Origin of the sequence: Amycolatopsis sp. WAC 01376, assembly GCF_003947415.1 — a bacterium.
Lineage (GTDB): Bacteria > Actinomycetota > Actinomycetes > Mycobacteriales > Pseudonocardiaceae > Amycolatopsis.
Map to the genome: position 1 here is coordinate 725,738 of NZ_QHKL01000002.1, position 22,361 is coordinate 748,098.

Annotated in this window: 26 protein-coding genes; 19 read left to right on the forward strand and 7 right to left on the reverse strand. The window is 68.7% G+C overall.

The features are described 5' to 3' along the window. Positions 1-12: 12 nt before the first annotated feature. Positions 13-672: an endonuclease NucS gene (gene nucS / locus DMH03_RS12675; protein WP_034308895.1), complete on the forward strand. Its 660-nt coding sequence runs from the start codon at positions 13-15 to the stop codon at positions 670-672. A gap of 94 nt (positions 673-766) precedes the next feature. Here the strand turns inward: nucS and DMH03_RS12680 are convergent, their stop codons facing one another. After that, complete coding sequence (locus DMH03_RS12680; RefSeq protein WP_148106382.1) at positions 767-1,171, reverse strand: hypothetical protein; 405 nt, start codon at positions 1,169-1,171, stop codon at positions 767-769. A 347-nt stretch (positions 1,172-1,518) separates the two neighbouring features. Between DMH03_RS12680 and DMH03_RS12685 the strand changes: the two genes are divergently transcribed. The 11 genes from DMH03_RS12685 (at position 1,519) to DMH03_RS12735 (ending at position 12,440) form a co-directional block, all read left to right on the forward strand. Continuing rightward, complete coding sequence (locus DMH03_RS12685) at positions 1,519-2,481, forward strand: patatin-like phospholipase family protein (protein ID WP_125792196.1); 963 nt, start codon at positions 1,519-1,521, stop codon at positions 2,479-2,481. Positions 2,482-2,525: 44 nt separating this feature from the next. Continuing rightward, a complete protein-coding gene (locus DMH03_RS12690; RefSeq protein ID WP_125792197.1) occupies positions 2,526-3,302 on the forward strand; it encodes a hypothetical protein in 777 nt (258 codons plus the stop codon). 260 nt (positions 3,303-3,562) lie between these two features. Further along, positions 3,563-5,260, forward strand: coding sequence for a sodium:solute symporter family protein (locus DMH03_RS12695; RefSeq protein WP_125792906.1), 1,698 nt, complete (start codon positions 3,563-3,565; stop codon positions 5,258-5,260). A gap of 10 nt (positions 5,261-5,270) precedes the next feature. Continuing rightward, on the forward strand, positions 5,271-5,534 hold the full coding sequence (locus DMH03_RS12700; protein ID WP_125792198.1) for a hypothetical protein: 264 nt from the start codon (positions 5,271-5,273) through the stop codon (positions 5,532-5,534). A 47-nt stretch (positions 5,535-5,581) separates the two neighbouring features. Next, positions 5,582-6,583, forward strand: a complete 1,002-nt coding sequence (locus DMH03_RS12705) for a DUF3558 domain-containing protein (protein WP_233611479.1) — start codon at positions 5,582-5,584, stop codon at positions 6,581-6,583. Positions 6,584-6,651: 68 nt separating this feature from the next. Further along, positions 6,652-7,653, forward strand: a complete 1,002-nt coding sequence (dhaK, locus tag DMH03_RS12710) for a dihydroxyacetone kinase subunit DhaK (RefSeq protein ID WP_125792200.1) — start codon at positions 6,652-6,654, stop codon at positions 7,651-7,653. Next, the gene (gene dhaL / locus DMH03_RS12715) at positions 7,653-8,276 is read left to right on the forward strand and encodes a dihydroxyacetone kinase subunit DhaL (protein WP_125792201.1); all 624 of its coding nucleotides are present in this window, start codon (positions 7,653-7,655) and stop codon (positions 8,274-8,276) included. Before dhaK ends, dhaL begins: the two co-directional genes overlap by 1 nt. Further along, positions 8,273-8,947, forward strand: a complete 675-nt coding sequence (gene dhaM, locus DMH03_RS12720) for a dihydroxyacetone kinase phosphoryl donor subunit DhaM (protein ID WP_125792202.1) — start codon at positions 8,273-8,275, stop codon at positions 8,945-8,947. Before dhaL ends, dhaM begins: the two co-directional genes overlap by 4 nt. Before the next feature lie 405 nt (positions 8,948-9,352). After that, positions 9,353-11,128, forward strand: a complete 1,776-nt coding sequence (locus DMH03_RS12725) for a 3-hydroxyacyl-CoA dehydrogenase family protein (protein WP_125792203.1) — start codon at positions 9,353-9,355, stop codon at positions 11,126-11,128. 108 nt (positions 11,129-11,236) lie between these two features. After that, on the forward strand, positions 11,237-11,596 hold the full coding sequence (locus DMH03_RS12730; protein WP_125792204.1) for a hypothetical protein: 360 nt from the start codon (positions 11,237-11,239) through the stop codon (positions 11,594-11,596). Between the two features lie 10 nt (positions 11,597-11,606). Further along, complete coding sequence (locus DMH03_RS12735; RefSeq protein ID WP_125792205.1) at positions 11,607-12,440, forward strand: hypothetical protein; 834 nt, start codon at positions 11,607-11,609, stop codon at positions 12,438-12,440. Here the strand turns inward: DMH03_RS12735 and DMH03_RS12740 are convergent. Continuing rightward, positions 12,421-12,906, reverse strand: coding sequence for an Lrp/AsnC family transcriptional regulator (locus DMH03_RS12740; protein ID WP_125792206.1), 486 nt, complete (start codon positions 12,904-12,906; stop codon positions 12,421-12,423). The genes DMH03_RS12735 and DMH03_RS12740 overlap by 20 nt on opposite strands. Positions 12,907-12,965: 59 nt before the next feature. Here DMH03_RS12740 and DMH03_RS12745 point away from each other — a divergent pair, with 59 nt between their 5' ends. Together DMH03_RS12745 and DMH03_RS12750 are read left to right on the forward strand one after the other, a co-directional pair. Further along, positions 12,966-14,084: a PLP-dependent aspartate aminotransferase family protein gene (locus DMH03_RS12745; protein ID WP_125792207.1), complete on the forward strand. Its 1,119-nt coding sequence runs from the start codon at positions 12,966-12,968 to the stop codon at positions 14,082-14,084. Between the two features lie 60 nt (positions 14,085-14,144). Beyond that, on the forward strand, positions 14,145-14,519 hold the full coding sequence (locus DMH03_RS12750) for a DUF6401 family natural product biosynthesis protein (RefSeq protein WP_125792208.1): 375 nt from the start codon (positions 14,145-14,147) through the stop codon (positions 14,517-14,519). Positions 14,520-14,553: 34 nt separating this feature from the next. On the opposite strand, the gene DMH03_RS12755 is transcribed toward DMH03_RS12750, so the two are convergent. Both DMH03_RS12755 and DMH03_RS12760 read right to left on the reverse strand, forming a co-directional pair. Continuing rightward, positions 14,554-15,486 (reverse strand): hypothetical protein, encoded by a 933-nt coding sequence (locus DMH03_RS12755; RefSeq protein ID WP_125792209.1) that lies wholly within the window; start codon positions 15,484-15,486, stop codon positions 14,554-14,556. Positions 15,487-15,583: 97 nt separating this feature from the next. Then, positions 15,584-15,796, reverse strand: a complete 213-nt coding sequence (locus DMH03_RS12760; protein ID WP_038508997.1) for an FmdB family zinc ribbon protein — start codon at positions 15,794-15,796, stop codon at positions 15,584-15,586. Between the two features lie 51 nt (positions 15,797-15,847). Between DMH03_RS12760 and DMH03_RS12765 the strand changes: the two genes are divergently transcribed. Continuing rightward, positions 15,848-16,972, forward strand: a complete 1,125-nt coding sequence (locus DMH03_RS12765; RefSeq protein WP_125792210.1) for an alkaline phosphatase family protein — start codon at positions 15,848-15,850, stop codon at positions 16,970-16,972. Between the two features lie 7 nt (positions 16,973-16,979). Here DMH03_RS12765 and DMH03_RS12770 read toward each other — a convergent pair whose 3' ends face one another. Continuing rightward, entirely contained in the window at positions 16,980-17,543 is a 564-nt protein-coding gene (locus DMH03_RS12770; RefSeq protein WP_125792907.1) for a class I SAM-dependent methyltransferase, read from the reverse strand. A 51-nt stretch (positions 17,544-17,594) separates the two neighbouring features. Here DMH03_RS12770 and DMH03_RS12775 point away from each other — a divergent pair, with 51 nt between their 5' ends. After that, positions 17,595-18,347 (forward strand): helix-turn-helix domain-containing protein, encoded by a 753-nt coding sequence (locus tag DMH03_RS12775; RefSeq protein ID WP_125792211.1) that lies wholly within the window; start codon positions 17,595-17,597, stop codon positions 18,345-18,347. A gap of 239 nt (positions 18,348-18,586) precedes the next feature. After that, positions 18,587-18,874 (forward strand): hypothetical protein, encoded by a 288-nt coding sequence (locus DMH03_RS12780; protein ID WP_125792212.1) that lies wholly within the window; start codon positions 18,587-18,589, stop codon positions 18,872-18,874. A 1-nt stretch (position 18,875) separates the two neighbouring features. Here the strand turns inward: DMH03_RS12780 and DMH03_RS12785 are convergent, their stop codons facing one another. Further along, on the reverse strand, positions 18,876-19,376 hold the full coding sequence (locus DMH03_RS12785; RefSeq protein ID WP_125792213.1) for a GNAT family N-acetyltransferase: 501 nt from the start codon (positions 19,374-19,376) through the stop codon (positions 18,876-18,878). Between the two features lie 39 nt (positions 19,377-19,415). Between DMH03_RS12785 and DMH03_RS12790 the strand changes: the two genes are divergently transcribed. After that, complete coding sequence (locus DMH03_RS12790; RefSeq protein WP_125792214.1) at positions 19,416-20,153, forward strand: alpha/beta fold hydrolase; 738 nt, start codon at positions 19,416-19,418, stop codon at positions 20,151-20,153. A 111-nt stretch (positions 20,154-20,264) separates the two neighbouring features. Continuing rightward, positions 20,265-21,473 (forward strand): glycosyltransferase, encoded by a 1,209-nt coding sequence (locus DMH03_RS12795; RefSeq protein WP_125792215.1) that lies wholly within the window; start codon positions 20,265-20,267, stop codon positions 21,471-21,473. A gap of 47 nt (positions 21,474-21,520) precedes the next feature. Here DMH03_RS12795 and DMH03_RS12800 read toward each other — a convergent pair whose 3' ends face one another. After that, positions 21,521-22,357 carry a phosphotransferase gene (locus DMH03_RS12800; RefSeq protein ID WP_125792216.1) on the reverse strand — a complete coding sequence of 279 codons (837 nt, stop codon included), beginning with the start codon at positions 22,355-22,357 and terminating at the stop codon, positions 21,521-21,523. Between the last annotated feature and the right edge of the window lie 4 nt (positions 22,358-22,361).

Sequence of the window (22,361 nt, forward strand, 5' to 3'; positions counted from 1 at the left end):
TACCCTCGCGTGGTGCGCCTTGTGATCGCTCGCTGCCAGGTCGACTACGCCGGCCGTCTGACCGCCCATCTGCCGATGGCCACCCGGCTGCTGCTCGTGAAGGCCGACGGCTCGGTGTCCGTGCACTCGGACGACCGCGCCTACAAGCCGCTGAACTGGATGAGCCCGCCATGCTGGCTGATCGAGGACGGCAAGCTGTGGATCGTCGAGAACAAGCAGGGGGAGAAGCTCGTCATCACCATCGACGAGATCTTCCACGACCACGCCCAGGAACTCGGCGCGGAACCGGGACTGCAGAAGGACGGCGTCGAGGCGCACCTGCAGGAACTGCTCGCCGAGCACATCAAGACCCTCGGCGACGGCTACACCCTGGTGCGGCGGGAATTCCCGACCGCGATCGGACCGGTCGACATCATGGCCCGCGACGCCGACGGTGCCAGCGTCGCCGTCGAGATCAAGCGGCGCGGCGAGATCGACGGCGTCGAGCAGCTGACGCGATACCTCGAACTGCTCAACCGCGACCCGCTGCTGGCGCCGGTGCAGGGCGTCTTCGCGGCGCAGATCATCAAGCCGCAGGCGCGGGTGCTGGCCGAGGACCGGGGTATCCGGTGCCTCACGCTGGACTACGACGCTTTGCGCGGCATCGAGTCGGACGAGTTCCGCCTCTTCTGACCTCCCGCTCGCGTTCAGTCCTCTCGATGCGGTGGTTGCACGCGCAAGTACCGCATTCAGAGGACTAAATGCGGTGGGGCCGTGGGCTGCGAGCTCACCAGCAGGTGTGTCCACCCGGGTGAGTTTCCGAGTAGCGTTTGATCGCAGTGCAGTTGCCCAGGTAGGAGCTGTAATCGTCGAGGGTGCCCAGTACCGCGTCCGGAGAAGGCTCGGCGTATACGCCCGGCGCGAGCATCACCATCTTGTCGCCTGTGACGTACTGGGTGTACCGCTTGTCGACCTTCGACTTGGGCACGAATTTCGGGTACTCGCTTGGCTGCGTCGTCGAGATGATCGTGCTGGTCGGAGTGGGGTTTGAAGACGGTGGCCGCGTCGATGTCGTCACGGCGGACGAAGTCGACTTGCCCGTGGTCGTCTGAGAAGCGCCTTGCTGTTCGGCACAACTCGCTGTGAGCACGGCGAGAACCACGACGAGGAACGCGATCACGACACGGTTCATGCTGCGAAGTCGATCGCCGACGGCGTTGTGTTACGCGCTCACTCGCGTTCAGTCCTCTCGATGCGGTGGTTGCACGCGCAAGTACCGCATCCAGAGGACTGAACGCGACGCTGAACAGTCGATACCGAATCGAGTCCTCGGTTTTGTATCTGCATTATTTCCCGCGCCACAGAATGCCCGAAAGGGCGGCGGGAAATTAACGAACTCGGGTTCTTTCGCAAAAGAACCAGCTGTTTCCGTGCCATTCGGGTGAACGGCGGATTCCTCCGTCTCGCGCTGTGCCACACTCGATTTCCGCGAGGGGTACCACCGACATCCGGTGGTCGCGGTCGCAGGGGTGATGGGCCATGAGTGATTCTCGGAAACACGTCGATCTCGTACTAGAAGGCGGCGGCGTCAAAGGCATCGGGCTGCTGGGTGCGGTGCTGGAGTTGCACGAAGCCGGTTATTCGTTCCCGCGGATCGCCGGGACGAGCGCCGGGGCGATCGTCGCGACGCTGGTCGCCGCTTATCAGAAGGCGGGGAAGGATCTCGGCGGTCTGGAAGCGGTGATGAACGACATGGACTGCCGCCGGTTCCAGGACCAGTCCCTGCTCGACAAGGTCACCGGCCCGATCGGCGACGGCGTCGATCTGCTCCTGCACGACGGGATGCATTCCGGTGACTATCTCGTCGAATGGCTCACGCCGTTGCTGGAAGAGGTCGGTGTGCGCACTTTCGCCGATCTCGCCATCGAGGATCCCGAAGGTACTTTGCTTCCGTACCAACGGTATTCCCTCGTCGTCCACGTCAGCGACCTGACCCGCCGCGTCCTCGTCCGGTTGCCTTGGGATTATTCCCAGTACGGCCGCGACCCCGGCGCGGAGAAGATCGTCGACGCCGTCCGCGCGTCGATGTCGATTCCGCTCTACTTCCGGCCGGTGCAGTTCGACGTCCGTCCCGAGGGCACGGTCACCTGGGTCGACGGCGGCCTGCTGTCGAACTTCCCCATCACCGTCTTCGACCGGACCGACACGAAGAAGCCGCGATGGCCGACCTGGGGCGTGAAGCTTTCCGGGGAGCCACTGGGCGGTAGGGACAAACCGGTGAAGAGTGCGTTGCGGATCGCCATCGGTTCGCTCGAAACCCTGCTGTCGGACTGGAATCGTTACCGGTTGCACGAGGAAGGTGTGAACCGGAGGACGGTCTACGTCGACACGACCGGGATTTCCGCCGTCGACTTCGGGCTCGGCGAAGAGGAGAAGAAGCGCCTCTTCGAAAGCGGGCGGGAGGCCGCGCGGCGGTTTCTGGAAAAGATCGTGCCGCAGTGAACTCGCCGGCGGTATTCCGGTGGGATGAGGGATAGGAGGATCCCATGCGTTATCGCCCGATCGGCAGTGACCCGGCGGACGGCCGCCTCGGCCGGTTCGTCCCGGACGACTGGCGTCACATCGAGCGCTATCCGTTGACCGCGCTCGCCACCGAGGACCGGCCCACCCGGTCTCCGGTCGTCATCGGCGTCAACTGGTACAAGGAATTCGACGTCCCGGAAAAGGACGAGAAATCCGGCGAGTTCTTCGTCGCGAAGGGTGGCGCCAAAACGCTCACCAGGATCCGCGGCGGGCACTGTGTCTGCCTCGAACCCGGTGAATCGACCGACGGAGACACCCAGTACTCCTTCTACGACCAGGGCAAGGAAGGCGCTTGCGTCGGCTTCGGCTGGTCGCGGTGCATGACGCTGTTCAACAGTGACCTCTACGCCGCGCGGTGGCTGTGGGACCAGTCGAAGCTGCGTGACGAATGGGGCGAGACCAACCCCGGCGACAACAACGGCACGTCCGTCCGCGCGGCGGCCGAGGTGCTGCTCGAACTGGGGCACGTCCCGTGGTCGGAGACCTACGCCGACGACGATCACGTCAAGCGGGCCGCCTACACGCCCGACGCCAAGAACGGCCTCCAGGCCTACCGCTGGGCGAAGACGGTCGAGGAGGTGCACGCGGTGCTGGGCAACCCGCGTGCCGACGAACTCGGCGCCGTGCCGTTCCTCAACTCGTGGGGCTCGGGCTACCCGCACCGCACGTACATGCCGGACGACGTCCTCGCCCGGCTGATCGAGGAGGACGGCGAAGTCGGCCTGCCCACGGACCGGTAAACCCCCACCGCTCACGGGAGTCGTGAGTGGCGATTCGGGTTCTAACCCGAATCGCCACTCACGACCACCCGGCGGGCGCGCTCACCGGACCCCTTCACGCGCGGTGAACCGGACAAGAATTGTCAAAAACTGCCCTTTCGTACACATCCGGGCCGACCTCGCCCACCCGCACTGCCGTTCCTGAATCCATGCAGTATGGTCCGCGATTGACGCGATACCGGCGTTTCTCGTGAACGTTTTCACTAATGGAGGTGGGTCGGTTGCACGTGCTGGCCGATGCGAACCTGCGGCTCGACGCAAGTCCGATCGACTACGTCCTGCTCGCCTTCTATTTCGCGCTGGTGCTCGGCATCGGGTACCTGGCGCGAAGGTCGGTCTCGAGCAGCCTCGACTTCTTCCTCTCCGGCCGCTCGCTGCCCGCCTGGGTCACCGGTCTCGCCTTCATCTCGGCGAACCTCGGCGCGGTCGAGATCATGGGCATGTCGGCCAACGGCGTGCTCTACGGCCTCCCGACCTTCCACTACTTCTGGATCGGCGCGATCCCGGCGATGCTGTTCCTCGGCATCGTGATGATGCCGTTCTACTACGGCTCGAAGGTCCGCAGTGTCCCGGAGTTCATGCTCCGCCGGTTCGGCAAACCCGCACACCTGGTCAACGGCATCAGTTTCGCGAGCGCGCAGATCCTCATCGCCGGCGCGAACCTGTTCCTGCTCGCCAGCGTGGTGAACCTCCTGCTCGGCTGGCCGCTGTGGGTGTCGATCATCGTCGCGGCCGCGGTCGTGCTCTCCTACACCGCGCTCGGCGGCCTGTCCGCCGCGATCTACAACGAGGTCCTGCAGTTCTTCGTGATCGTCGCGGCGCTGCTACCGCTGACCATCGTCGGCTTGGTCAAGGTCGGCGGGTGGCAGGGCCTGGTCGACAAGGTCACCGCGAGCCCCGGCGGCGAAGCGCAGCTGTCCTCTTGGCCGGGTGACAACCTCACCGGCTTCGGCAACAGCTTCCTCTCGATCCTCGGTCTCGTCTTCGGGCTCGGTTTCGTGCTGTCCTTCGGTTACTGGACCACGAACTTCGTCGAGGTCCAGCGCGCCATGGCATCGAAGAGCATGTCGGCCGCGCGGCGGACGCCGATCATCGGCGCCTTCCCGAAGATGCTCATCCCGTTCATCGTGATCATCCCCGGCATGATCGCCGCGGTCACCGTGTCCGAGTACGTCCAGGACAAGCAGATCCTGCTCGACGGTGGCGAAGCACCCAGCGGCGTCACCGCGAACAACGCGATCCTGCTGCTGATGCGCGACCTGCTGCCCAACGGCATGCTCGGGGTCGCGATCGCCGGTCTGCTCGCCTCGTTCATGGCCGGGATGGCCGCGAACCTGAGCTCGTTCAACACCGTCTTCACCTACGACATCTGGCAGTCGTACGTGAAGAAGAACGAGTCCGACGGCTACTACCTCCGGCTCGGCCGCCTGGTCACCGCGGTCGGCACCGTGCTCGCGATCGGTACCGCGTTCATCGCGTCGAACTCCGGGAACATCCTGACCTACCTGCAGGACCTGTTCTCCTTCTTCAACGCGCCGCTGTTCGCCACCTTCATCCTCGGCATGTTCTGGAAGCGGATGACGCCGACGGCGGGCTGGGTCGGCCTGATCTCCGGTACCGCGTCCGCGATCACCGTGTGGCTGTTGTCGCAGGCCGGGATCCTCGGCCTCACCGGGCAGGGCGTCAGCTTCGTGGCCGCCGGTACGGCGTTCGTCGTCGACATCGTGGTCAGCGTCGCGGTCTCGCTCGCCACCGCGCCGAAGCCGGAGGCCCAGCTGGTCGGCCTCGTGTACTCCCTCACCCCGAAGGAGTCGCTGAAGCACGACGAAACCGGCGACGACGCGGGCTGGTACCGCAAGCCCGGCCTGCTCGCGGGCATCGTGCTGATCCTGACCATCGTGCTCAACATCATCTTCTAGGAGGCCGGAGATGGCTGCGTCCCAAGCTCCGAAGAAGGCCGGCGTCTTCGACATCCGGCTGATCATCGCCCTGCTCATCGGCGGCTACGGGCTGGTGCTCACGATCATGGGCCTTTGGTTCACCACCGAGGAGGAGCTGGCCAAGGCCGCCGACGTCAACATCAACCTGTGGGCGGGCATCGGCATGCTGGTGTTCGCGGCGTTGTTCATGCTGTGGGCGAAGCTGCGGCCCATCGTGGTGCCGCCCGGCACCGACGGCGAGAGCGGCGAATAGCCGGGTTGTCCGGACAGGCGCGAGGCGGTCCGGCTACCGTGCACGTCGTGTCGCTCAACGCTCGACGTCGCCGGATCGCGTCCGTGCTGGCCCTGGTCGCCGCACTCGGCGCGCTGTCGGCCTGCGGTCAGAACCTCGGCAAGTCCAACTTCGCCCGTACCACCGTCGCCGCCGAAGCGGGCTCCGGTTCCGGTCCGGTGCCCGACGGGGACATCAACGACCCGGCGGTCACCCCCGTGGTGATGCGCACGATCGATCCTTGCCCGCTGGTGGGCAAGGAGGCGTTGAGCAGCCTCGGCACCCCGGAGGACCCACGGCCCTCGACCATCTCGTTCGGCAGTTGCCGGACGAAGGTCGTCGATGCCGGGGGCAAGGAACTCACGATCGGCGTGGACATCGGCGCGTCGACATACGTCTCGACCAGTGGCGTCACCGTCACGGCGGTCGAAGGGCTCCCGCAGATCGAGCGGAAGAGCAAGGACGGCAAGAGCTGCGACGTCGGCATCATGACGCTGCGCAAGCCTGAACGCGGGGTGAGCTTCTCGGTCACCTACGACGGCGGGGACCCCTGCGCGACCGGGCGCGCGGTGGCGGCCAAGGCCGTGAAGAGCCTGCACGCCTCGCCGGCGAAGTACCCCTCCAGCGCGGGCACGCTGACCGCTGTCGACCCGTGCACCGCGGCTGACCCCGCCGTCCTCGGTGAAGTGGTGCCGCACGGTGCCACCACGCTGACCACCTTCCACTCCTGCGACTGGACCCCGGGCTCCAACCCGCGGATCTCCATCGGCTTCCGCCCCGGCCTGCCGCCGGAGCAGCGCGAGGGCAGCACGAAGGTCGAGATCGACGGCGTCACCGCGTACCAGAAGGGCGGCAGCGGCAGCGACGCCGAGTGCAAGGTCGAATGGCAGCACAAGCCGTGGGCCGACGACGAGGCCGAGATCGTCAGCGTGATCTACAAGAACTACGACGAGAAGAAGGACGAAGCGGCGTCCTGCGCGAAGGCGGCGAAGATCGCCAAATCGGTGATCTCCAAGCTGCCGAAGCCCTGACGCTGGCGGCATCCGGCCTGGCGAGGTAGGAAGGGGACACCCCACCCACCGACGTGTCGGAGGCCGCTTTGAAGAAGATCATCAACGACCCGAAGACGGTGGTCGCGGAATCCTTGCGCGGACTCGCCGCGGCGCACGCGGACGTCCTGCGCGTGGAGGACGACCCCGCGATCGTGGTGCGCGTGGACGCGCCACTGGCCGGGAAGGTCGCGGTGATCTCCGGCGGCGGCTCCGGGCACGAACCGCTGCACGGTGGCTTCGTCGGACAGGGCATGCTTTCCGCCGCCGTACCCGGCGCGGTGTTCACCTCGCCGACGCCGGACGCCGTCGAAGCCGCGGTCAAGGCCACCACCGGGGACGCGGGCGCGCTGCTGATCGTGAAGAACTACACCGGCGACGTGCTCAACTTCGAGACCGCCGCGGAACTCGCCGCCGCCGAGGGGCTGGACGTGCGCAGCGTGGTCATCGACGACGACGTCGCGGTCAAGGACTCCACCTACACCGCCGGCCGTCGCGGCGTCGGCGGCACGGTGCTGCTGGAGAAGATCACCGGCGCCGCCGCCGAACGAGGTGACCCGCTCGACGCGGTGGAGGTGTTGGCACGCAAGGTGATCGGCCAGGTCCGGTCGATCGGCGTCGCGCTCACCGCGCCGACGGTGCCGCACGCGGGCGAGCCGAGTTTCGACCTCGCCGACGACGAGATCGAGTTCGGCATCGGCATCCACGGCGAGCCCGGAATCGAGAGGACACCGGCACTGTCCGCCGACGAACTCGTCGCGCGCATGGTCGACGCGGTGGTCACGGACCTGCCCTTCGGCGAGGGCGACAAGGTCCTGCTGTTCTCGAACTCGATGGGCGGGACCCCGCTGGTCGAGCTGTACCTTGCCCACGGGATCGCCGAGCGGCTGCTGGCCGAGCGTGGGATCGTGGTCGAGCGGCGCCTGGTGGGGCCGTACATCACCAGCCTGGAGATGCAGGGGATGAGCCTGACGTTGCTGAAACTGGACGACGAGCTGACCGAGTTGTGGGACGCGCCGGTGAACACCCCGGCACTGAGGTGGGGAGTCTGATGGCCTGCACCGCCGAGACGCTCGCCGCCGCCTTGCGGGCGGCGGCCGCGGTGATCGCCGAGCATCGCGCCGAACTGGTCGACCTCGACCGCGCGATCGGCGACGCCGACCACGGTGAGAACATGGACCGCGGGTTCACCGCCATCGTGTCCGCTTTGGACAACGCGACCCCCGAGACCCCCGCGGCGGTCGCGAAACTGGCCGCCACGACGTTGATCTCGAAGGTCGGCGGTGCGGCGGGCCCGTTGTACGGCACGGCTTTCCTGCGCGCCTCGGTCAAACTGGGCGACGCGGCCGAAGTGGACGGCCCGCTGCTCGTGGAGGCTCTGCGCGCGGCACTCGAAGGAGTGCAGGCGCGCGGCAAGGCCGTCGGGGGAGACGCGACCATGGTCGACGCCCTGATCCCCGCCGTCTCCGCCGCCGAGGAGGCTTCCGGCTCCGACGTCGCGGCGATCCTGTCCGCGGCCGCCGACGCCGCGGACAAGGGCGCCGAGTCCACTGTGGACCTCGTACCGCGCAAGGGCCGGGCGTCGTACCTCGGTGAACGCGCCAAGGGGCATATGGATCCCGGTGCCCGTTCGACCGCGTTGCTGCTGCGCGCGTTCGCGGAGGCCGCCAAGTGAGCGTCGGAATCGTGCTCGTCTCCCACAGCTCCAAACTCGCCGAGGGGCTCGCGGAACTCGCCGCGCAGATGGCCCCGGACGTCACCATCGCGGCGGCGGGCGGCCTGGCCGACGGCGGGATCGGAACGGATTACGACGAGGTCGTCGCCGCGACGCAGCGCGCCGACGCGGGAGCGGGCGTCGTCCTGCTGTACGACCTCGGCAGCGCGCAGATGACCGCGGAACTGGCCGTCGAATCGCTCGCCGACCCGTCGGCCGCGGTCGTCGTCGACGCGCCGCTGGTCGAAGGCGCGATAGCCGCCGCCGTCGCGGCACAGGGCGGGGCGGATCGTGACGCCGTCGCCGCGGCCGCCGCTTCGGCAGGCGCCCCGCCGGACCTGACGTTCGACGAAGGTGTGCGGGACGGCGAGAGCAGTGTCGAACTCACGCTGCGGAACGAGGTCGGGCTGCACGCACGGCCCGCCGCCGTCCTGGTCCGGAGCATCGCGGGGCTCGACGCGGAGGTCACCGTGCGGCTCGGCGACGAGACCGCGGACGCCAACAGCGTGCTCGCGCTGATGGCGCTCGGCGCCCGCCAGGGCGACCGGATCGAGGTCCGCGCGAAGGGCGCGCAGGCCGAAGAAGCGCTCACCAAGGTGAAGGACCTCGTCGACCAGAACTTCGGCGAGTGAGCTGAGGCGCTCGTCCGGGTCTCGTGCGGCGCTCGTGCCGTGAGGGCCTCCTTCCCTACCGTGAAGGTAGGGAAGGAGGCCCTCACGGACTCTGGGTCCCTCAAGGTGGCCTTCACGGCGGGACCGGCCGGAGGCGGTAGGCCAGAGGCGGTAGCAAAGGTCCCTTGATCCCTCGCCTAACGCCAGGAAAGGCTCTTTCCTTGCAAAATTTGCCAGGAAAGAGCCTTTCCTGGCATCCGCGGCCGTGAAGGGCACATTCCTCGCGTCGCACGCAGGGAAAAGTCCCCGTGGGACCTCGTCCGCGAGTGACACTTACTCGATTCGGAGGGTGACAGCCGCTGCTTTCCGCGCCCCGGCATGGCACGATCGGAGAAACTACCAGCGAGTAACCTCCGGAGGCCGGTTGTGGCGCGGGAAATCTCGAGTGTGGGAGTCATCGGTCTCGGCACCATGGGTGCCGGGATCGCCGAGGTGCTCGCGCGGAGCGGCGTGTCCGTCGTCGCGGTGGAGATCGACGACGACGGCGTGAGCCGGGGCCGCGGTCATCTGGAGCATTCGACCGAACGGGCGGTGTCCGGCGGCAAACTCGACGCCGGCGGACGTGACGCGTTGCTCGGCCGGATCCGGTACACCACGTCGCTGGCCGAACTGTCCGATGTGGACCTCGTGATCGAGGCGATCCCGGAGAGTCTCGAAGCGAAATCGGACGTGTTCTCGCAGCTGGACAAGATCACCGGTCCGGACACGATCTTCGTCTCGAACACCTCGTCGCTGTCGATCACCGAGATCGGTGTGCACACCGCGCGGCCGGGCAAGGTCGTCGGGATGCATTTTTTCAATCCGGCACCGATCCTCAAACTGGTCGAGATCGTCCGTACGGTCGTCACGGAACCCGACGTGATCACCGACGTCGTCGCGTTCGCCGAACGCCTCGGCAAGACCCCGGTGGTGATCGGGGACCGGGCCGGGTTCATCGCGAACGCGCTGCTGTTCGGGTATCTCAACCACGCGGTGCGGATGTACGAGCAGCGCTACGCCACGCGTGAGGATCTCGACGCGGCGATGCGGTTCGGCTGCGGGTATCCCATGGGGCCCTTGGCGTTGCTCGACCTCATCGGGCTGGACACCGCGTACGAGATCCTCGACACGATGTACCACCAGTCGCGCAACCGGCTGCACGCGCCGGCGCCGCTGCTGAAGCAGATGATCACCGCCGGACTACTCGGCCGGAAGACGGGGCAGGGTTTCTACACCTACGATGAGCCCGATTCGCCGACCGTGACCGACGCGGTTACGAAGTCCACAGTGGACATCGGCTCGGCGCGGGAGGTGCGCAAGGTCGGTGTCGTCGGGACCGGGACCATGGCGACCGGCATCGTCGAGGTCTTCGCGAAACGCGGCTACGAGGTCATCCTGCGGGCGCGCAGCGCGGAGAAGGCAGCGGCGTCCGTCGCGCGGGTGAAGAAGTCGCTGGACAAGGCCGTCGTCAAGGGCAAACTGTCCGAAGAGGACGCCGCCGCCGCGTTGGGCCGGATCTCGTCGGCCGTGGAGTTCGAGGAACTGGCCGACGTGGACCTCGTCGTCGAGGCGGTGGCCGAGGATCTGGCCGTCAAGCAGGCCGTTTTCGCCGCGCTCGACGACGTCGTGAAGCCGGGCGCGGTCCTGGCGACGACCACGTCCTCGCTGCCGGTCATCGAATGCGCGGCCGCCACCTCGCGGCCTTCGGACGTGGTCGGCGTGCACTTCTTCAACCCGGCGCCGGTGATGAAACTCGTCGAGGTGGTCTCGACCATCGCCACCGCGCCCGACGTGATCGCGACCGTGGACGCAGTCTGCGCGGCGGTCGGGAAGCACCCTGTGCACTGCGGCGACCGGGCCGGGTTCATCGTCAACGCGCTGCTGTTCCCGTACCTCAACGACGCGGTGAAGATGCTCGAGGCGCACTACGCGGAGGCCGACGACATCGACACCGCGATGAAGGTGGGCTGCGGACTGCCGATGGGCCCGTTCGAACTGCTCGACGTCGTCGGGCTGGACGTTTCGCTGGCGATCCAGCGGACCCTGTTCAACGAGTTCCGTGAAGAGGGCTTCGCGCCCGCGCCGCTGCTGGAGCACCTCGTGACCGCCGGACGGCTGGGCCGGAAGACCGGAAAGGGGTTCAAGGACTACTCGGCCCGGTAGCTCCCCGGATGTCAGGAAAGGGTCGTTCAGGACGAAAGATGTCCTGAACGACCCTTTCCTGACACTCGACCTGGCAGCACTGCGCCCCGCGTCGGTAACTTGAGCGACATGCCGGTTTCCTCGGGGGTCAGGAAACGGATCAAGGAACTCCTCGATCCGGACGACGAGATCCACTACGTGTTCCCGGCCGACATCGTGGGCAGCTTCGATCCGTGCGTGTTCTTCGCGGTGAGCCGCAAGACGATCACGATCATGACGACCGGCCGGTGGAGCAGGAAGGCGCCGAAACGGGTCGTCTCGGTGACGCTGCGCAACCACCGGATCGGGCCGGTCGAGACGGCGACCACCCCGTGGTTCGAATTCAACGGCGTCGCCTACGAAGTCGACGACGAGTACGTCGCGGTGGTGCACGCGGCCGATGCCGAGATCCTGCGGGCAAAACCTGAAGATCCGCTGCCGGACCTCTAAGCTCGCGTGAGTGCGTCAGCTCACATACGACGGGATGCCCATCCCCGGCCTGAACGACCTGGTCCGGACGGCCATCCGGCTGCACCCCGCGCCGGGGGTGCCCGGTCCGGACGAAAGCCACTTCGGCGGCCCGCTGCTCTGGCCGTCCGACGAACCGTGGCCGGAGTGCCCGGTGACCTGGCCGCCCGACCCGGACGCCTCCGACGACGCGTGGGCGGGCGGGCATCCGCTCGACCAGCCGGTTCCGGCGATGGTCGGCGCGGCGCAGTTCTTCCGCGACGACTTCCCGGAGCTGCCCTTCCCGGAGGGCACCGACGTCCTGCAGATGCTGTTCTGCCCGATGGACCACGACAGCCTTCATCACCAGGGGCCCGCGGTGCGGCTGATCTGGCGTGATTCGAGCGAGGTGCGGGACATCGCGGACGCGCCGCCCGCCCCCGAGGACGCCAAGGCCGCCTACCTGCCGGAACCCTGTGTTTTCGAACCGTGCTCGATCGACGAACTGCCCCGGCTCTGCGACTTCCCGGCGGAGACCCGCTCGGCACTCGGTATCCCCGAGGGCGCGGGCGACGAGCCGGAAGGCTGGCCCGAGCTGGGGCACTATTCGAAGATCGGCGGTTGGACAGCCTGGGACACGACCGATCGGCACGAGCTGGGCTGCCGGGAGTGCGGCGCCGAACTGCGTCAGACGATCGCGTTGGCCACGGAGGAGCACGAGGTCGGCTGCGGATGCGAAGCAGGCGAAGGCGAGCCGGCGGGCTGGACGTTCGGCCGTCAAGGGGCGCTGAACGTCTTCACCTGCCCCGCCGACGTCACACATCCGTTCAAGGTCCGGATCGACTAGGCGGTAGCAAAGGTCCCCCGCTCCAGTGCTGGAAGACCAGGTTCGTGTGCACCCTCGCGACCTCGTCGCGGGCGGTCAGCTCGTCGAGCACCAGCCGTTGCAGCTCGGTCGCCGAAGCGGTGGCGACGTGCGCGAGGAAGTCGTCCGGGCCGGTCAGGTGGTAGACGGCGCGGACTTCGGGCAGCGCCAGCAGATGCTCGACGAACGAGTCGACCAGCGCCCGCCGGTGCGGGCGGACCTGGACGAACAGGAGCGCTTCGAGCGGGCGGCCGAGTTTGGCGGCGTCGACCTCCGCGCGCTGGCCGGTGATCACCCCGAGCTCACGCAGCCGGTTGACGCGGTCGAGACAGGTCGAAGGCGCGATACCGACCTCGGCGGCCAGATCCTTGTTCGAGATCCGGGCGTCGTTCTGGAGGAGCCGCAGAATTCGAAGATCAACCGTGCTCAGTTCGACAGAATCCGACATCGGCGAATGATATCCGATGATATTGCGGATGATCCGGAGAAAATCGCACCATCTGGAGTATGACCGCAACGCTGCGTACCCGAGCCGTCCACGCCGGCCGTGACGATCTCACGGACCTCGGCGTCCACGCCGTTCCGCTCGACCTGTCCACGACCTACCCGTCGCGGGACAGCGTCGAGGAGGCAAGCCGCATCGATGAATTCGCCGCCTCGGGCTCGCTGTCCGGGCTCCCGGTCTACGGGCGGCTGAGCAATCCGACCGTCGAACGGTTCGAAAAGGCGCTCGCCGAGCTTGAGGGGTTTGACGACGCCGTCGCGTTCGCCACCGGCATGGCCGCGGTTTCGGCTTCGCTGCTCGCCGCCGTCGCGCAGGGCAAACGGCATGTCGTCGCCGTCCGGCCGGTCTACGGCTGCACCGACCACATGCTCACGTCCGGTCTGCTCGGCACCGAGGTGACCTGGGCTGATCCGGAAGGCGTCGCGTCGGCGCTGCGGCCCGACACCGGCCTCGTGCTGCTCGAAACACCCGCGAACCCGACCCTGCGCGAGGTCGACATCGCCGAGATCGTGCGCGCCGCGGGCGAGGTCCCGGTGCTGGTCGACAACACCTTCGCGACTCCCGTGCTCCAGCGGCCGGGACGGCACGGCGCCCGCTTCGTCCTGCACAGCGCGACCAAGTTCCTCGGCGGCCACGGCGACGTCATGGGCGGCGTGGTCGCTTGTAGCGCCGAAGACGCGGGGATGCTGCGGCAGATCCGCTTCGCCACCGGAGGCGTGCTGCACCCGCTGGCCGGATACATGCTGCTTCGCGGCCTCTCGACCCTCCCGCTGCGCGTGAACGCCGCGTCCGCGACGGCCGCCGAACTCGTCGAGCGGCTTCGCGGTCACGCGAACGTGAGCGCCGTGCACTACCCGGCCATCGGCGGTCCGCTGATCGCGTTCGAGGTCGACGGGGATCCGCACGCGCTCATCGGCGCGGTCCGGTTGATCACCCCGGCCGTCAGCCTCGGCAGCGTCGACTCGCTCATCCAGCATCCCGCGTCGATCAGTCACCGGATCGTGGCCGAGGACGACCGGCGCGGCGCGGGGGTCACCGACCGGCTCATCCGCATGTCGGTGGGGCTGGAGGACGTCGAGGACCTGTGGCACGACCTGGATCAGGCACTCAAGGCGTGCTGAATTCTGCGATCGTCGTCACCGGGATGTCGACAAATCGTCCTGCGTGGCTAACCTGGTCGGGTGAAAGATCTGGTCTCGTCCTGGGTGGAATCTTCGGCTCGTAGCACACTTTCCCGGCTGCACCAGCAGATCGGTGTCGCCGGGCTAGCCGCGGCTGCGGCCGTGCCCGGGCTGTCGGCCGTCTTCGATCAGCACTCCGCCGCGGTGCGGGACATCCTCGCGGCGGGGGTGGAAGGCTCGGCGGCGGTCGCCGGGGCGGTCCTCCTCGCCGGATACGCGCGAGGGCTGCTCGACGAGGCGAAGACCAAGGGGTGGACGCTCCGTGCTCCGGCCGATCTGTCCGCTTGGACCACCAGTGACTGGATGACCGCGCGGCTGGTCGGCGTGTGTTCGCTGGCCGCCACGATCGACGACCGGCCGACCGGGAACGGGTAGGGCGGCCGGATGCCCCACCCGCTCCCGTGAAAGGTCAGCGGTACTCCGGCGGAGGGGGCATGTTTCCACCGGGGGGCCGCTGGCCGGGATCCTGGTGCTGAGGCACCTGGCCCTGGCTTGGCGGGAACTGCTGGTGCTGCGTCGGCTGCTGACCCATCCGGTTCGGGTCGGCCGCGTGGTGCCCGGCGGACACCGGCTCGCTGACCGTCGTGCGCTCGGCGGGCACGCCGCCGGAGCGGCCGGCGTCCTCGCGACCGCGCTGGTAGGCCTCGGCCTGCGCCTTCGCGGCGGGAATCTCCGCCTCGGCCCGGCCGAGCCAGGTCTCCCAGCGCTGTTGCATCGGCTTGATGAGACCACCGCCGACACCGACGACGGCGATGCCGCCGACCGTGGCGAGCACGGTGATCAGCACCGGCAGCGTGACCGCGGTGGCCACGCCGATCTGGTTCAGCGCGGCGATCGCACCGAGGCCCCAGATGAACACCGAGGCGATGGTGGCGAGCACCTTGCCGTAGGAAACGCCGCCGAGGGCGTTGCCGACCAGGTCCTTGACCGCCTTGGCGATCGCGCCGGCGATCACCACGATGACGATCGCGACGATGGCGCGCGGCAGCCAGGCGACGATCTCGTTGAGCAGCGAGCTCACCGGGTTCGGGCCGAACACGCCGAACGCGAACTGCAGGGCGATCAGCAGGATCGCGTAGTAGACGATCTTGCTGATGATGTTCGACGCGTCGAACTGGCTGCGTGCGAGCATCTGTTTGAAGCCCCCGCGATCGAGGAGCCGGTTGAAGCCGACCTTCTCGAGCACCATGCTCACGGCTTTGGCGAGGGCCTTCGCGATCAGCCAGCCGATGAACAGGATGACCAGGAACGCGAGTAGTTTCGGGACGAAAGTGGCGACCGAACTCCAGGCGCTCGACACGCCTTGACCGAAGTCGACGGCCGCCAGTGCTGATGTGGCCACTGGACGTTCTCCCTTCCACCACTGGAGCTTCCAGGCTGGTGGGAGGGGGGTACCCGCCAATCGGGCGATCACACGTTGCGCCACCCGAACGGGTGGGTCAGCTGCAGCAGCCGCCTCCGCAGCAGCCGCCTCCACCTGCTGGAACGGGGGCCGGACCGGAGGCCGAGCCGGTCAGCGCGACGGTCGTCAGCAGCTTGACGGTGTCCTGGTGACCCTCCGGGCACGGCGCGGGCGCACCGGACTCGCTCATCGGCCGCAGCAGTTCGAAGGTCCCCGCGCATTCGCGGCAGCGGTAAGCGTAAGTCGGCATGTCCGGCATTATCCCATCTCCTCGACGGCTGCGGGATGGCAAGCTGGCCGGGTGGAACTGCCTGTCGCGGCGCATGTGCCGCATCTCGGCCAAGTCGTCCCCTCCGTGCTGTCCGCCCTCGGCGCCGACGGGTTCGCCAACTCGCTGAGCCTGGCGGAGGCGGCCGGCGCCTGTGTCCTGCTCATCGACGGGCTCGGCTGGGAACTGCTGGCCGAGCACGCCGCCGACGCACCCGTGCTCACCCAGCTGGCGAAGTCGCCGCTGCGGGTCGGTTTCCCGTCGACGACGGCGGCCGGTCTCGGCGCGATCGGCACCGGGCTCGCCTCGGGGGAACACGGCCTGGTCGGGTACAGCTTCGAGGTGCCGGGGACAGGCGTCCTGAACGCGTTGCGCTGGACCGGCCACGTGGACGGCGGCGATCTCCGCGGTGCTCTGCCGCCGCGCGAGGTCCAGCCCCTGCCGACGACGTTCGAACGCGCGGCGGCCGCCGGGATCGCGACCAGCGTGGTGTCTTCGGCGAAGTTCGCCGACACCGCGCTCACCCGCGCGACACAGTCCGGCGCGCGGTATGTCGGCGTCCACGCGCTCGGCGACCTGGCCGCCTGCATCCTGCACTGCCTCGAAACGCGGCCGGCGTTCTGCTGGGGCTACCACAGCGAACTCGACATGCTCGGCCACATCTACGGCCCCGGTTCGGCGCCATGGCGGATGCAGCTGCGCCACGTCGACCGGCTCGTCGAGTCCATTGTGGATGGCCTGCCGTCCGGCGCGCTCCTCGCGGTCGTGGCCGACCACGGCATGGTGACCGTCGAGGGCGCGCTCGACATCGACGAGACACCGGCGCTGCTCGGCGGCGTCCGGGCGATCGGTGGTGAGGTCCGGGCGCGGCACGTCTACAGCGAACCGGGCGCCGAGACCGACGTGCTGGCTGCCTGGCGCGAGGTGATCGGCGATCGGGCGTGGATCCTTCCGCGCGACGAAGCCGTCGAGGCCGGCTGGTTCGGGCCGGTCTCCGACCGGGTCCGGCCGCGGATCGGCGACGTGGTCGCGGCGTCGAAGGGGCGGTTCGGGCTCGTGCGGGAACTGGCCGAGGCTGTCGAGTCCTCCTTGGTCGGCCAGCACGGCTCGCTGACCCCGGCCGAGCAGCTCGTCCCGCTGGTCCTCGCGCGCGGCTAGCCCCGCGTCAGGCGGGCTTCCTGGCCGAGAACTTCACGCTCCGCTTCGGCACGTGCTCGACGTCGATGCCGGTGAACCCGGCGGCGGTGAGACGGGGCCAGAGCGAAACCGGGTCGAGCGCGTTCATCGTGTCGCCGAGGTGGAAGAGCCGGAACGGCACGTTCGCCAGACTGTCGATCGCGCGCAGGACGCCGCCGGGGCGGAGCACCCGGAACGCCTCGGCGAAGATCGCGTCCTGCAACGCCGTCGTCGGCACGTGATGCAGCATCGTGAAGCAGACGACCGCCGAGAACTCGCCGCCCTCGAAGGGCATCGCCGCGCCGTCGCCCCGGACGATCCGCACCCGGCCGTCGAACTCCCGTTTGAGCAGGTCCGCCGAGGCCTCGTCGATCTCGACCGCGGTGAGCCGGGGGACCAGCCGGACGAGCGCGCGCGTGGTCGCGCCGAAGCCGGGGCCGACCTCCAGCACGGAGTCGCCGAGGTCGAAACCGGCGACGTTGCCCGGCATCTCGGCGGCGACGGCTTTCGCCCACAGCGCGGAACTGCAGAGTTTGCGGTGCACCAGGTTCATCGGCATGAACCCGAAGCTAGCCGTGACCGGTAGGCGATAGGCTGCCAAGTGATGTCGAGAATCGGACTCCTTCCCCCGATGCCGACGGCGATGGTGCTCGGCGAGATGGAGCTTCCCGCCGGTACGTGGCTTCCGTGGCACGAGCACGACGGCCACCAGCTCGCCTGGGCGGCGCGGGGGATCCTGAGCGTGAACGTCGGCGAGCGACACTGGGTGCTGCCGCCGACGCGTGCGCTGTGGATCCCGGCCGGTGTCGTGCACCGCACCGGCGCCACCGCGCAGACCGTATTGCGGGGGATCTACGCCGCTCGAGACCGGTGCCCGGTGCACTGGCGCGAACCAACGCTCGTCGCCGTCCGCCCGCTGCTTCGCGAACTGCTGGAGCACCTCGGCGCGGCCGGCCTCGGCGACGACGCGCGCCGCCGGGCCGAGGCCGTCGCCTTCGACCTGCTCGAACCGGTGGACGTCGTCCCGATCACCGTGCCGATGCCGTCGGACGGGCGCGCGCTGACCGTCGCGCGGGCGGTGATCGCCGATCCGGCGGACCGCCGCGGCCTCGCGGATTTCGCCCACGACGCGGGCGCGAGCGAACGCACGCTCGCGCGGCTGTTCCTCACCGAATGCCGGACGACGTTCGGCGCGTGGCGGGTGCAGGCCCGGCTGCGCGCGGCCCTGCCGCTGCTGGCCGAGGGCATGCCGCTGACCGCGGTCTCCCGCCGGATCGGCTACTCCTCGCCGAGCGCTTTCGTCGCCGCCTTCCGCCGGGCGGTCGGTGTCACGCCGGGCGCCTACTTCGGCGGCTAGCCCGCGAGTTACGCCTTCAAACACGCGAGTTACGCCTGCGATCACGCGAGTTACGCCTTCCGTCACACCCGCGGTCCGATTCCGCCGCGCGCCGTCCCTCCGGTCACGTGATGTCCCGCGGAACATGCGTGATCGGAGGCGGAACTCGCGTGTCTGGAGGCGGAACTCGCGTGTTTGAAGGCGTATCACGCGACCGAACCGCGAGCGAGCGGGATCACCGGGCCGTATACCGTTTCGGCGTGCCACGACGTAACCGGCCCGAACGCGGTAAACGCCCCGACCTCGGCGCGTCGACCGGCTGGGCGCGCTCCGAAACCGCCGCCGACGGCGAATGGCTGGTGCGCACCGTGCCCGGCGCGCAGGCCACCAAGGACTACCGCTGCCCCGGCTGCGACCACGAGATCCGGCAGGGGACCCCGCATGTGGTCGCCTGGCCCGCCGACGGCACGGGCGGGGTCGCCGACCGCCGCCATTGGCACAAGGCGTGCTGGGGCGCGCGGTCCCGGCGCCCTCCCGGACGCTGGTGACTCAGCGCCGCATGTGCAGTGAGGGCGCTCCCTCGAACTCCTCCTCCGTGTGGATCTTGAAGCCGAGCCGCTCGGCGACCCGGACCGACGGCTCGTTGGACACCATGATGTTGGCGATCACCGGGATGCCCGGGATCTCCCGTTCGGCCCATTCGACGACGGCGGCCGCCATCTCCGTCGCGTAGCCGTTGCCCCAGGCGAACGGCCAGAAGCGGTACGCGAGATTCAGCACGCGCTCGCCGTTCCATTCGTGATGGCGGACGCCGCCGAATCCGACGATCACCTCGGGATCGTCCAAGGCGGACACCGCGAGATAGCCGAACCCGTACTCGGCCCATTGCCTCATCCAGGCGTCGTACAGCTCCCGCGCACCCTCGACGGTGTGCGGCACGACGTTGAACTTGTTCGTCTCCGGATCGGCCTGCAGCGCGACGATGTTCTCGCGATCCGCCTCGCGCAGCCGCCGCAGCAGCAGCCTCTCCGTCTTGATCTCTGTCAGCACGGATCTGACGGTAGCCCCAGGGTGCGACAGAATTACGCCATGAAGGATCTCCCGCTGGTACTGCTGCACGCCTTCCCCGTCGACGCCCGCATGTGGGACGCGGTCCGCGCGCCGCTCTCGGAGCGGCTGCGGCTGATCACCCCGGACCAGCGCGGCCTCGGCCGCAGCCCGCTGCCCGAGACGGACCGCGAACCGGATCTGGACGACGCCGCCCGTGACGTCGTGGCGCTGCTCGACCGGCTCGAACTCGACAAGGTCGTCCTCGGCGGCTGCTCGATGGGCGGCTACCTGACGATGGCGGTGCTGCGCCTCGCGCCGGAACGGGTCGGCGGGCTCGTGTTCATCGACACGAAGGCGACGGCCGACACCCCCGAAGCCGCGCAGGCCCGGCACGACGTCGCGGCCCGGGTCGAGGCGGAAGGCGCCGGATGGATGCCCGATGCCGTCACGCCAGGACTGCTCGCCGAGAAGGCAGCCCCCGAAGTGGCCGGACGGGTTCGTGAACTGATCACGACGCAGCCGCCGTCGGGGATCGCGTGGGCGGCGCGCGCGATGGCGGCCCGGCCCGATTCGCTCGAAACGCTGCGGGCGGCGGACGTGCCGGCGCTGGTGGTGGTCGGCGAAGAGGACGGCCTGACCCCGTTGGAGGCGGCGAACACCCTGGTGGAAACGCTGCCGGACGCGACCTTGGTCGTACTGCCGGAGGCGGGACATCTGACGCCGCTGGAGGATCCGGCCGGAGTCGTCGAAGCGATCTTGGGCTGGTACCCCGCGTGAAAAGCGTTTCCCTCGCCCCTTCAAAGGTATAGCGGACAGGGGGACTTGCGGCAAGCCCCCATTCCCGGTCCACAATTCCCCCTTCACATTTTTTGCCGAAGGGGGATTCCCATGCGTGTACTCCTGTCCACTATCGGGACGAGGGGTGAGGTGCAGCCGTTGGTGGCACTGGCGGTGCGGTTGCGGGAACTCGGCCAGGATGTCCGGCTCTGCGCGCCGCCGGATTTCCGTGACTGGGCGGAAGGTCTCGGGATCTCCTTCGCGCCATTGGGGCCGGAACTCCGGCCGACGGCGAAGCCGGATTCCGCGATGACCAGGGCGATGGCCACGCCGGAGGGGCGGCGGAAGATGGCCGAGGCCATGGTCGTCGACCAGTTCGAGACGATGCCGGAAGTCGCCGAGGGCTGCGACGCCGTCGTCGCGGGAATGGCGTTGAACATCGCCACGCATTCGGTGGCCGAGCGAAAAGGGATTCCCTATTTCTTCACCGCTTACTGCCCGATAACGCTGCCTTCGCTGCACCATCGTCCGCCCGTTTTCCCGGGATGGGTGCCGAAGAATCCCGATGCCGCCATCCCGGCGTTGTGGGCCGACGACGCGGAACGGTGGAACGAGCAGTGGGGCGGGGTGCTCGGCGCGCGACGGAAACGGCTCGGCCTGCCACCGGTCGACGACGTCCGCGGGCACATCTTCACCGAGAGCCCGTGGCTGGCCGCCGATCCGGTGCTGGCGCCGTGGCGGGGACCGTCGGCGCTGGACGTGCACCAGACCGGCGCCTGGATCCTGCCGGACCACAGCCCGCTGTCCCCGGAGCTGGAGGCGTTCCTCGACGACGGGGAACCGCCGGTCTACTTCGGTTTCGGGAGCATCCGCGCCCCGGAGGCGATCGCGAAGGCGATGATCGAGGCGGCGAGGGCGCACGGGCGGCGGGCGATCGTGTTCCGGGGCTGGACCGGACTCGCGCCGATCGACGACGAACCCGACTGCCTCGCCATCGGGGACGTCAACCAGCAGGCGCTCTTCCCGCGGGTCGCGGCGGTCGTGCACCACGGCGGCGCCGGTACGACCACGGCGGCGACCCGGGCAGGTGTGCCGCAGGTGCTCGTACCCCAGATGTTCGACCAGCCCTACTTCGCGCAGCGCGTCGGGGAACTCGGGGTGGGGACGTCGATCACCGGGGAGCCCTCCGCCGAAGCGCTGACGCTCGCTCTGGGCGAGATCCTGCGCCCCGAAGTCGCCTCGCGAGCCGGGCAGATCGGCGGTGAGGTGCGGACGGACGGCGTCGATGTGGCGGCGAAACTCCTGATGGACGCCGTCTGACCCCCCTGCATTTAGTCCTCTCGATGCGGTAGTTCGCATCGAGAGGACTAAATGCAGGAGAAGTAGCGCTCCAGGGCCGCCTCGGCCTCGGGGAGCCGCTCGGGGAACCGCTGCGCGATCACGAATCGCCAGGGAACTTCGAACAACCGCCGCAGCGCGATGAACGGCTCCAGCGACGGGGGCGGCACGTCGGCGGGATACGCCGAAAGCGCCGTGGGACCGGCCTCCGCGTAGAGCACGCCGAGATCCCAGCCGAGCGGCCCGCGCCAGGTGTCCTCGAAGTCGAGCCAGCACGGTCCGGCCGCCGTCGCGATGACGTTCCCCCGATGGGCGTCCCCGTGCAGCGGCCGGACCTCGTCCGCCGGGAGCGCCGCCGCGACCCGTTCGAGTTCTTCGTGCAACCGGGGTGCCGCGCCACCCATGACGGAACCGTGCCGGTCGAGCAACGTCCGGAGTTCTCGGACCGGTCCGAGAACCGGCAGCTCGCCGGGGTAGTCCGCGAGCGCGACGTGCACCCGGGCCAGCGAGATCGCCACCTCGCGCGGCGACAGGGTGTGCCCCGGTTCGTGTGGCGTGTAGTGCCAGAGAGTGACCGGGAGGCCCTCGGCGAAATGCGGTCCTGCCGGGGGATCCGTGGTCGGTGAGACGACGAGCACATCACGTTCCGTGAGGTACCTCGACAGCTCGACGTCGCGCGCGAGCCACTCTTGGGGGGAGGAGCGCGCGAGGCGCGTCGTGCCGGGCACCCGCGCCACCACCGGACCCAGTCTCACCAGCACGTTCGACTTGAAATGCAGGACCTCGGGGGCATCGGTCGGCAGCCCGTGCCGAGCACCGACCGCGATCGCCGCGGCCACTCCCGCACGCGTGTGTTCGTCGGTCACGGCG